Raw genomic sequence first — 11,069 nt, 5'->3', positions numbered from 1 at the left:
GGACGCGAGCATCTGTGGCCAAGTTTTTAAGGGCGCACGGTGGATGCCTTGGCACCAGGAACCGATGAAGGACGTGGGAGGCCACGATAGTCCCCGGGGAGCCGTCAACCAGGCTTTGATCCGGGGGTTTCCGAATGGGGAAACCCGGCAGTCGTCATGGGCTGTCACCCACTGCTGAACACATAGGCAGTGTGGAGGGAACGCGGGGAAGTGAAACATCTCAGTACCCGCAGGAAGAGAAAACAACCGTGATTCCGGGAGTAGTGGCGAGCGAAACCGGATGAGGCCAAACCTTGTATGTGTGAGACCCGGCAGGGGTTGCATGCAGGGGGTTGTGGGATCTCTCTTTCACAGTCTGCCGGCTGTGAGGCGAGTCAGAAACCGTTGATGTAGGCGAAGGACATGCGAAAGGTCCGGCGTAGAGGGTAAGACCCCCGTAGTCGAAACATCAACGGCTCGTTTGAGAGACACCCAAGTAGCACGGGGCCCGAGAAATCCCGTGTGAATCTGGCGGGACCACCCGCTAAGCCTAAATATTCCCTGGTGACCGATAGCGGATAGTACCGTGAGGGAATGGTGAAAAGTACCGCGGGAGCGGAGTGAAATAGTACCTGAAACCGTGTGCCTACAAGCCGTGGGAGCGTCGGATATGTGCTTGCACATGTCTCGTGACTGCGTGCCTTTTGAAGAATGAGCCTGCGAGTTTGCGGTGCGTTGCGAGGTTAACCCGTGTGGGGAAGCCGTAGCGAAAGCGAGTCCGAATAGGGCGATTCAGTAGCGCGCTCAAGACCCGAAGCGGAGTGATCTAGCCATGGGCAGGTTGAAGCGGCTGTAAGAGGTCGTGGAGGACCGAACCCACCAGGGTTGAAAACCTGGGGGATGACCTGTGGTTAGGGGTGAAAGGCCAATCAAACTCCGTGATAGCTGGTTCTCCCCGAAATGCATTTAGGTGCAGCGTCGTGTGTTTCTTGCCGGAGGTAGAGCACTGGATAGGCGATGGGCCCTACCGGGTTACTGACCTTAGCCAAACTCCGAATGCCGGTAAGTGAGAGCACGGCAGTGAGACTGTGGGGGATAAGCTCCATGGTCGAGAGGGAAACAGCCCAGAGCATCGACTAAGGCCCCTAAGCGTACGCTAAGTGGGAAAGGATGTGGAGTCGCACAGACAACCAGGAGGTTGGCTTAGAAGCAGCCACCCTTGAAAGAGTGCGTAATAGCTCACTGGTCTAGTGATTCCGCGCCGACAATGTAGCGGGGCTCAAGCGTACCGCCGAAGTCGTGTCATTGCAGCAATAGGGCCAACGCCTGCTGTGATGGGTAGGGGAGCGTCGTGTGCCGGGTGAAGCCGCGCCGGAAGGCAGTGGTGGACGGTTCACGAGTGAGAATGCAGGCATGAGTAGCGATACACACGTGAGAAACGTGTGCGCCGATTGACTAAGGGTTCCTGGGTCAAGCTGATCTGCCCAGGGTAAGTCGGGACCTAAGGCGAGGCCGACAGGCGTAGTCGATGGATAACCGGTTGATATTCCGGTACCCGCTGTGAAGCGTCAAACATCGAGCCCATTAATGCTAAGGCCGTGAAGCCGCCCTGATCTCTTCGGAGTTGAGGGGAGTGGTGGAGCCGCCGGCCCAAGGTGGTAGTAGGTGAGTGATGGGGTGACGCAGGAAGGTAGTCCATCCCGGGCGGTGGTTGTCCCGGGGTAAGGGTGTAGGCCGTGTGATAGGTAAATCCGTCACACATTAAGGCTGAGACCTGATGCCGAGCCGATTGTGGTGAAGTGGATGATCCTATGCTGTCGAGAAAAGCCTCTAGCGAGTTTCATGGCGGCCCGTACCCTAAACCGACTCAGGTGGTCAGGTAGAGAATACCGAGGCGTTCGGGTGAACTATGGTTAAGGAACTCGGCAAAATGCCCCCGTAACTTCGGGAGAAGGGGGGCCATCACTGGTGATCCGATTTACTCGGTGAGCTGGGGGTGGCCGCAGAGACCAGCGAGAAGCGACTGTTTACTAAAAACACAGGTCCGTGCGAAGCCGTAAGGCGATGTATACGGACTGACGCCTGCCCGGTGCTGGAACGTTAAGGGGACCGGTTAGTCACTCTTCGGGGTGGCGAAGCTGAGAACTTAAGCGCCAGTAAACGGCGGTGGTAACTATAACCATCCTAAGGTAGCGAAATTCCTTGTCGGGTAAGTTCCGACCTGCACGAATGGCGTAACGACTTCTCGACTGTCTCAACCATAGGCCCGGTGAAATTGCACTACGAGTAAAGATGCTCGTTTCGCGCAGCAGGACGGAAAGACCCCGGGACCTTTACTACAGTTTGATATTGGTGTTCGGTTCGGCTTGTGTAGGATAGCTGGGAGACTTTGAAGTCATGGCGCCAGCCATGGTGGAGTCGTCGTTGAAATACCAGTCTGGTCGTGCTGGATGTCTAACCTGGGTCCGTGATCCGGATCAGGGACAGTGTCTGATGGGTAGTTTAACTGGGGCGGTTGCCTCCTAAAGAGTAACGGAGGCGCCCAAAGGTTCCCTCAGCCTGGTTGGTAATCAGGTGTTGAGTGTAAGTGCACAAGGGAGCTTGACTGTGAGACCGACGGGTCGAGCAGGGACGAAAGTCGGGACTAGTGATCCGGCGGTGGCTTGTGGAAGCGCCGTCGCTCAACGGATAAAAGGTACCCCGGGGATAACAGGCTGATCTTCCCCAAGAGTCCATATCGACGGGATGGTTTGGCACCTCGATGTCGGCTCGTCGCATCCTGGGGCTGGAGTCGGTCCCAAGGGTTGGGCTGTTCGCCCATTAAAGCGGTACGCGAGCTGGGTTTAGAACGTCGTGAGACAGTTCGGTCCCTATCCGCTGTGCGCGTAGGAATATTGAGAAGGGCTGTCCCTAGTACGAGAGGACCGGGACGGACGAACCTCTGGTGTGCCAGTTGTCCTGCCAAGGGCATGGCTGGTTGGCTACGTTCGGGAGGGATAACCGCTGAAAGCATCTAAGCGGGAAGCCTGCTTCGAGATGAGTATTCCCACCCCCTTGAGGGGTTAAGGCTCCCAGTAGACGACTGGGTTGATAGGCCAGATCTGGAAGGCGGGTAACCGCTGGAGGTGACTGGTACTAATAGGCCGAGGGCTTGTCCTCAGTTGCTCGCGTCCACTGTGTTGGTTCTGAAACCACGAACAACCGTCGTAGCTATGCCACGGCTCCGGTTGACAGTTTCATAGTGTTTCGGTGGTCATAGCGTGAGGGAAACGCCCGGTTACATTCCGAACCCGGAAGCTAAGCCTCACAGCGCCGATGGTACTGCAGGGGGGACCCTGTGGGAGAGTAGGACGCCGCCGAACTATTGTTGAGAAAACCCCCGTGCCGGGGATACCGGTACGGGGGTTTTCTGCGTTTCGACGATATTTGTCAAAGGGTGGTCTCCCAAAGGAGACCGCCCTTTTTTGATGTCCGGATGAGGCCGGCGGCTTCTACAGTCGGCCCGCGGCCTTGAGAGCCAGGTAGGCGTCCGCCAGAGCCGGGGCCAGATCGTCCGGGATCGCGTCGACGACAGTCACGCCACGGCGCCTCAACTGCTCCGCCGTGCGATGACGTTCGGTCTGTGCCTGAGCTGCCGCCGCCGCTTCGTACACCGCCTCGGCGTCTCCCCGGGCCTTCGCCATGCGGGCGATGTACGGATCGGCGACCGATGCCACCAGGACCGTATGGCGCTGGGTGAGACCGGAGAGCACGGGGAGCAGGCCCTCTTCGACGGGCGCCGCGTCCAGGCTCGTCAGGAGCACGATCAAGGAACGGCGGGGAGCCGTGCGGAGCGCGATGCCGGCCAGGCCGCGGGCGTCCGTTTCGACCAACTCGGGTTCGAGGACCGCCATCGCGTTGACCAGCGACGGGAGGACCTCGCCCGCCGCACGGCCCTGGACGAGGGCGCGGACGCGGCGGTCGTAGGCAAGGAGGTCGACGCGGTCGCCGGCGCGGGAGGCCAGGGCGGCGAGCAGCAGGGCCGCGTCCATCGAGGCGTCCAGACGGGGGGCGTCACCGACGCGGCCCGCCGAGGTGCGGCCTGTGTCGAGGACCAGGAGGATGTGCCGGTCCCGCTCGGGGCGCCACGTGCGTACGGCGACCGTGCTCTGGCGGGCTGTCGCGCGCCAGTCGATGGAACGGGTGTCGTCACCCGGAACGTACTCGCGCAGGCTGTCGAACTCAGTTCCCTCACCGCGTGTCAGCACGCTGGTGCGGCCGTCCAGTTCGCGGAGCCGGGCCAGTTTCGAAGGGAGGTGCTTCCGGCTGGTGAAGGGGGGCAGCACACGTACGGACCAGGGAACCCTGTGGTTGCCCTGGCGGGCGAAGAGGCGCAGGGGGCCGTACGAGCGGATCGTGACACGGTCAGCCCGGCGGTCGCCGCGGCGGGTCGGGCGCAGACGGGTCGTCACACGCCGGCGCTCGCCGGCGGGCACGGACACGTGGTGCCGGGAGGACGCGACTTCGGTGCCCGACTCCCAACTGCTCGGCGGCCAGGCGTCCCTCAGGTGTGCGCGCAGCGGGCGGCCTGAGGGGTTGGTGACGGTGAGGGTGACGTCCGCGGTGTCGCCGAGGCGTACGGACGTGTCGCCGGAGCGGGTCAGACCGAGGCGGCGTACGGGGGCCGCGAGGGCGGCGTCGCAGGCGCAGGCCAGGGCCAGCGGGGCGTTCACCGCGAGGATGCCCGTCCAGCTCGGCTCCCAGATACCGACGGGGAGTGCGCCGAGAGCCGCGAGGAGCGCGGCACGTCCGGTGAAGGCCATCAGCGGGGGACGGGGACGTGGGTGAGGATCGCGTTGATGACGGAGTCGGCCGTCACGCCCTCCACCTCGGCTTCGGGACGGAGTTGGACGCGGTGGCGGAGGGTGGGGAGGGCGAGGGCCTTCACGTCGTCGGGGATGACGTAGTCGCGGCCGGTCAGCCAGGCCCAGGCGCGGGCGGTGGCGAGGAGGGCGGTCGCGCCGCGCGGTGAGACGCCGAGCGAGAGGGACGGCGACTCGCGGGTGGCGCGGCAGATGTCGACGACGTAGCCGGTGATCTCCGGGGAGACCGCCGTCTTGGCGACGGCGGCGCGGGCGGCTTCGAGGTCGGCGGGACCAGCGACCGGGCGCAGGCCGGCGGCGCGCAGGTCGCGGGGGTTGAAGCCGTCGGTGTGCCGGGTGAGGACGGCGATCTCGTCCTGCCGGGTGGGCAGCGGGATCGTCAGCTTCAGGAGGAAGCGGTCCAGTTGCGCTTCGGGCAGGGGATACGTGCCCTCGTACTCGACGGGGTTCTGGGTCGCGGCGACGAGGAAGGGCTCGGGGAGCGGCCGGGGGGTGCCGTCGACCGTGACCTGGCGTTCCTCCATGGCTTCCAGCAGGGACGCCTGGGTCTTCGGGGGCGTGCGGTTGATCTCGTCGGCCAGCAGCAGGTTGGTGAAGACCGGGCCGGGCTGGAAGGAGAACTCGGCCGTGCGGGCGTCGTAGACCAGGGAGCCGGTGATGTCGCTCGGCATCAGGTCGGGGGTGAACTGGACGCGCTTGGTGTCGAGTTCGAGCGCGGATGCCAGAGCTCGGACGAGCAGCGTCTTGGCCACTCCGGGGACGCCTTCGAGGAGGACGTGTCCGCGGCACAGCAGGGCGACGACGAGGCCGGTCACAGCGGGGTCCTGGCCGACCACGGCTTTGGCGATCTCGGCGCGCAGGGACTCCAGGGAGGCGCGGGCGGTGCTCGCATCCCCGGAATGTCCGGCGTATCCGGCATTGTCAGTGGTCGGGTCCATCATGAATGGCGTACCTCTCTTGCGAGGGCGTCGAGTTGGTCGGCGAGGGAGACGAGGGCTGCGTCGTCGTGCGGCGGCGGTCCGAAGAGGAGCTGGTGCAGGGCCTGGCCGTCGCCGTCGAGGTGGGCGGACAGGGCGGGGAGCAGGGCCTCGGGCGCGTGTGCCTGGGCCGGGGGGACGCCGACGAGGGGGGCGAGGCGGGTGCGGGTGGTGGAGCGCAGAGCGGTGGCCGCCCGGTCGCGGGCGTTGGCCTTGCGGTAGAGGCGGGCGCGGCCTTCGGCGGTTTCGGAGGCCCGGATCGCCACGGGGAGCCGTTCGGGTACGAGGGGGCCCAGTCGACGTGCGCGCCACAGGGCGGCAAGGGCCGCCGCGACGAAGAGCTGCAGCGTGCCCCAGAGCCAGCCCGAGGGGAGCAGGTCGAAGAAGCTCCGGTCGCCCGCGTCGGTGGCCGAGGTGTCGGAGAGCGAGGGGAGGTACCAGACCAGGTGGGAGCGGGAGCCGAGGAGTTGGAGGGCGAGCGAGGCGTTGCCCTGCTCGTCGAGACGTTCGTTGGACAGGATGTCGGGGGCGCCGAGGACGACGGTGTCGCCGTTTCCCGGGCGGGCGGGGAGGCGCAGCAGCGTGGGCCGGCCGTCGCTGGGGTAGCAGGCGTCGGCGTCCGGCGCGGTGGTGATGTAGCGGACGCCGCCGGTGTCGGCGCTGCCCGCTCGCCGGGCGGCGGGAAGCGTGCAGTCGGGGGAGAGCGTCGAGTCGAAGCTGACGGCCGGGTCGGCGGACACGCCGGGGGCGAGGGTGCCGACGGAGGGCCGGCCGGGGGCGACCAGGACGGTCCGGCCACCGGAGTTCGCCGTCGCCGTGTGCAGAAGGGTCTGCTGACGCTTGGTCAGGAGGTCCGGGGCGGCGATCAGCAGGGTGGCGTCGGGGCCGGCGGCGGCTCGGGCCTGGCCGAGGGTGGTGACCACGCGGGTGGAGACGCCTTGGTCGGCGAGGAGTTCGGCGACGGCCCGGCTGCCGAGCGGGTCGGCGGAGCGCGGGTCGAGGCGGCCGTGCCGGGCGTCCGAGCGGACCACGGCGATCACGACGGCGGCCACCAGGAGGACGACGAGGGCGAGGACGACTCCGCGCGTGCGGGTCCACACCTGCCGGGCCGTGGGCGAGGCCGAGGTGGAGGTGGACGTGGGGGTGAGCGTGGCCTGGGTCATGAGGCGGCGCCCCGGCGGGTGGTGGCCGACGTCTTCTGGGCGCTGTGGGCGCCGCTCGTGAGCAGGGGCTTGGTGCGCTCCAGGTCGCGGTCCAGTTCGGTGAGGTGCTGGTACGCGCGCCGGTCGCCGGTGCGGCCGCCGTACGTGACGTCGTCGAAGTCCCGTGCCGCCGAGCGCAGTCGGTCCGTGTGGTCCGGAAGCGTCCGGCTCGCCTCGGCGGCCGCCTCGTCGGCGGTGCGGCCGGGGCGCGGGTCGAGCAGGGCGCGTTCCTCCAGGGAGCGGACGACGGCGCGCATCCGTTCCTGGACGGCCTGGTTCCAGTGGCCCTGGGCCGCGTGGGCCTCGGCGGCGGCACGGTGTTCCGCCGCGCTTCTCGGGCGGTCGTCGAACAGGGCGGCGGACGGGACGGAAGTACGGTGCGGGGTTCCCAGGCGCCACCAGAGGGCGCCGAGGACCGCCAGGACGGCGAGGACGATCACGACGAGGCCGAGTGCTCCGCCGGGTGTCGCGGTGGAGGCGGCGCCGAACAGCTTGTCGACCCAGTCCCAGAAGGCGTTCAGGGCGCGCTGGATCAGGCCCGGGTCGTTCTCGTGGTACATCCGCTTGGACAGCTCGCGTCTGGCGGCCTCCCGCGCGGGGTCGCGCGGGGTCGTCACCGGTGGCGCGTCCCCGCGCGCCAGTGCGAGCACGGTCGTGGCACCGGTGTGCGGTCCCGCGAGTACTGCTGTGAAGGCTCCCCCCGCCCCGTTCACCGCATCAGCTCCCCGGTGTGGCGCCGGAGGGCTCGGTGCCGTAGTCCGGCACGCCGGCCGCGCGGGCCAGGTCGAGGTCGAGGGCCTCGCGGCGGATGCGCTGGTCGATGTACAGGAGGACGGTGACGCCCGCGCTGATCGGGAGGGTGAGCATGGAGCCGATCACCGAGCCGATGCCGCTGATGATCAGGAACGTCCAGCCGATGTCGCCGCCGTTGCTGTCGAGCAGGCCGCTGAAGCCGTCGCCGCTCAGGGCGGCGGCGAGGAGGGCGAAGGGGATGACGACGATCGACGCCACGATGTTGGCGATGATCGTGGCGAGCAGCTGGATGCCGAAGACCCGCCACCAGGAGCCGCGCACGAGCTTTGCGGAGCGGCTCATCGACTTCACGATGCCCTGCTTCTCCAGCATCAGGGCGGGCGAGGAGAGCGAGAAGCGGACCATCAGCCAGATGGCGACGACGGCCCCGGCGAGGCCGCCGAGGACGGCGAGCGCGGCGCCGGCGTCACCCGAGCCGGCCACGCCGACGAGTACGCCGGGCAGTGTTCCGACGCCGACGATCAGGAGGGCGATGACGGGCAGCAGCAGGGTGAGGCCGGACAGGCGCAGCAGCTGGGGCCGGGCGTCCCGCCAGGCCTCGCCGGTGGTGACCGGCTTGCCGAGCACCGCGCGGCTGGTGACCGAGGTGAGCAGGGCCGTGGCGACGATGGTGCCAAGCAGGGTGATGAGCAGGACGACACCGGAGCTGAGCATCGTGTCGCCGAGGGCCCGCGTCAGCTCGCCGACGGTGGCGCTCGGGTCGCTGAGGGCGTCGGAGCCCTCGGTGTCGTTCAGGAAGAAGCCCTGGAGCAGGATGACCGCGATCTCCGTGATCACCGCGACCGTCAGCGAGATGCCCAGCACCGTGCGCCAGTAGGTGCGCATGGTGGAGACGGCGCCGTCGAGGATCTCGCCGACACCGAGGGGGCGCAGCGGGATCACGCCGGGCTTGGCGGCGGGCGGCGGACCGCCCCAGTTGCCGCCCCAGCCGGCCGGGCCGCCGGGGCCGCCGTAGCCCTGGCCGGGCGCTCCCCAGCCGCCGGGTGCTCCGGGGCCGGGCTGACCGCCGGGGTACTGGCCGCCCCAGCCCGGGCCGGGCGCGGGCGGGGTCTGGGCGGGTACCTGCGAGCCGGGGGCCGACCACTGGGCGGGCGGGGGCTGCTCCTTGGACCAGTTCGGAGGCTGCTGGGGCTGGTTCGCACCGGCCGGGTCCGTGGGCTGCTCCGCGGGCTGCGGGGTGCCGGTGGAGTCCGGCTCCTGTCCGTCGGAGGGGGCGGATCCGGGCGACGCCCAGCCCGGAGTGTCGTTCATCGTCGCTCCTTCACGGTGCCCGTTCCGCGGTCGCGGCGGCAGGTTGGCAGCCATCGTGCCACGGCCCGACCGGCAGGTGACCGGCCCCTGTATGAGCTGGACACCTTCAATTGTCCGCCGGGTACGGGGCAGACTGGGCGGATGGCTGATCACTACGCGCAATCCCGCGAGGACAGCGGGCCGACGGAGATACCCGCGATCCGCTGGCACGAGCCGCCCGAAGGACCTGTCGTGGTCCTTCTCGACCAGACCAGGCTGCCGGCCGAAGAGGTCGAGCTGGTGTGCACGGACGCCCCCGCGCTGGTGGAGGCGATCCGGACGCTCGCCGTGCGCGGGGCACCCCTGCTGGGGATCGCCGGCGCGTACGGGGTCGCGCTCGCCGCCGTGCGCGGCTTCGACGTGGGCGACGCGGCCCGGGACCTCGCCGGTGCCCGGCCCACCGCGGTGAACCTCTCGGCCGGTGTCCGCAGGGCGCAGGCCGCTCACCAGGCCGCGCTGGCCGACGGCGGTGACCAGGAGGCGGCCGCGGCGGCGGCGCTCGCCGCGGCGCGGGCGCTGCACCGGGAGGACGCCGAGGCCAGTGCGCGGATGGCCGGGCACGGTCTGGCGCTGCTCGACGAGCTGCTGCCGGGCGGCGGACACCGGGTGCTCACGCACTGCAACACCGGTGCGCTGGTGTCGGGCGGCGAGGGCACCGCCTTCGCCGTGGCGCTCGCCGCGCACCGGGCCGGGCAGTTGCGGCGGCTCTGGGTCGACGAGACGCGGCCGCTGCTGCAGGGCGCGCGCCTGACGGCGTACGAGGCGGCACGCAACGGCATGGCGTACACGCTGCTGACGGACAGCGCCGCCGGCTCGCTGTTCGCGTCCGGAGAGGTGGACGCGGTGCTGATCGGGGCCGACCGGATCGCGGCCGACGGTTCGGTGGCGAACAAGGTGGGGAGCTATCCGCTCGCTGTGCTGGCCAAGTACCACCACGTGCCGTTCATCGTGGTGGCGCCGGTGACGTCGGTGGACCTGGACACGCCGGACGGGGCGTCCATCGAGGTCGAGCAGCGACCCGGTCATGAAGTGACGGAGATCACAGCTCCGCAGGTGCCGATGGCGGGCGCGGAGTCGGGAGGCGGTATACCTGTGGCACCCCTGGGGACCCAGGCGTACAACCCGGCGTTCGACGTGACGCCGCCGGAGTTGATCACGGCGATCGTCACCGAAGGGGGCGTTGTGTCGCCCGTGACGGCTGAGGCTCTCGCCGAGCTGTGTGACTTGTCACGCCAGGTAACGATTTAGTTAATGGGATGATGTCGTTTATGAAGGGACGAGTCCTTGTCGTCGATGACGACACCGCACTGGCCGAGATGCTCGGCATCGTGTTGCGTGGTGAAGGTTTTGAGCCGTCTTTCGTAGCCGACGGCGACAAGGCGCTGGCCGCTTTCCGCGAGACCAAGCCCGATCTGGTGCTCCTGGACCTGATGCTGCCCGGACGGGACGGCATCGAGGTGTGCCGCCTGATCAGGGCGGAGTCCGGGGTGCCGATCGTGATGCTCACGGCGAAGAGCGACACCGTCGATGTCGTGGTCGGCCTCGAGTCCGGCGCCGACGACTACATCGTGAAGCCGTTCAAGCCAAAGGAGCTGGTGGCACGGATCAGGGCGCGGCTGCGCCGTTCGGAGGAGCCGGCACCCGAACAGCTCTCCATCGGTGATCTCGTCATCGACGTCGCCGGTCACTCCGTGAAACGGGAGGGCCTGTCGATCGCGCTGACGCCGCTGGAGTTCGACCTGCTGGTCGCGCTGGCCCGCAAGCCGTGGCAGGTGTTCACCCGTGAGGTCCTGCTGGAGCAGGTGTGGGGATACCGGCACGCGGCGGACACCCGGCTGGTCAACGTCCATGTCCAGCGGCTGCGCTCCAAGGTCGAGAAGGACCCGGAGCGGCCCGAGATCGTGGTGACCGTCCGTGGCGTCGGTTACAAGGCAGGACCGAGCTGA

General features: G+C 68.0%; 7 protein-coding genes and 2 rRNA genes. 4 read left to right on the top strand and 5 right to left on the bottom strand.

Features of this window, described 5'->3' with window-relative positions; translation table 11 throughout:
• Window positions 1-16 precede the first annotated feature (16 nt).
• Both B0675_RS05565 and rrf read left to right on the top strand, forming a co-directional pair.
• Window positions 17-3,138, top strand: a 23S ribosomal RNA gene (locus tag B0675_RS05565).
• 86 nt (window positions 3,139-3,224) lie between these two features.
• Window positions 3,225-3,341 (top strand): 5S ribosomal RNA (rrf, locus tag B0675_RS05560).
• Window positions 3,342-3,470: 129 nt separating this feature from the next.
• Here rrf and B0675_RS05555 read toward each other — a convergent pair.
• From B0675_RS05555 to B0675_RS05535, 5 genes are all read right to left on the bottom strand, one after another.
• Complete coding sequence (locus B0675_RS05555) at window positions 3,471-4,781, bottom strand: DUF58 domain-containing protein (RefSeq protein WP_081217637.1); 1,311 nt, start codon at window positions 4,779-4,781, stop codon at window positions 3,471-3,473.
• Window positions 4,781-5,779, bottom strand: coding sequence for a MoxR family ATPase (locus B0675_RS05550; protein ID WP_107482565.1), 999 nt, complete (start codon window positions 5,777-5,779; stop codon window positions 4,781-4,783). The genes B0675_RS05555 and B0675_RS05550 overlap by 1 nt, the downstream gene beginning before the upstream one ends.
• Window positions 5,779-6,981, bottom strand: coding sequence for a DUF4350 domain-containing protein (locus B0675_RS05545; RefSeq protein ID WP_081217635.1), 1,203 nt, complete (start codon window positions 6,979-6,981; stop codon window positions 5,779-5,781). The genes B0675_RS05550 and B0675_RS05545 overlap by 1 nt, the downstream gene beginning before the upstream one ends.
• Window positions 6,978-7,670 (bottom strand): DUF4129 domain-containing protein, encoded by a 693-nt coding sequence (locus tag B0675_RS05540; RefSeq protein WP_241539898.1) that lies wholly within the window; start codon window positions 7,668-7,670, stop codon window positions 6,978-6,980. The genes B0675_RS05545 and B0675_RS05540 overlap by 4 nt, the downstream gene beginning before the upstream one ends.
• A gap of 67 nt (window positions 7,671-7,737) precedes the next feature.
• Entirely contained in the window at window positions 7,738-9,084 is a 1,347-nt protein-coding gene (locus tag B0675_RS05535; RefSeq protein WP_081217633.1) for a hypothetical protein, read from the bottom strand.
• 141 nt (window positions 9,085-9,225) lie between these two features.
• On the opposite strand from B0675_RS05535, the gene mtnA reads away from it, so the two are divergent.
• On the top strand, window positions 9,226-10,371 hold the full coding sequence (gene mtnA / locus B0675_RS05530; protein WP_081217632.1) for an S-methyl-5-thioribose-1-phosphate isomerase: 1,146 nt from the start codon (window positions 9,226-9,228) through the stop codon (window positions 10,369-10,371).
• A gap of 8 nt (window positions 10,372-10,379) precedes the next feature.
• On the top strand, window positions 10,380-11,069 hold the full coding sequence (mtrA, locus tag B0675_RS05525) for a two-component system response regulator MtrA (RefSeq protein WP_193791570.1): 690 nt from the start codon (window positions 10,380-10,382) through the stop codon (window positions 11,067-11,069).

Origin of the sequence: Streptomyces sp. M41(2017) (assembly GCF_002078175.1) — a bacterium.
Taxonomy (GTDB): Bacteria; Actinomycetota; Actinomycetes; order Streptomycetales; family Streptomycetaceae; genus Streptomyces.
This window is presented reverse-complemented; position numbering and strand designations above follow the sequence as displayed.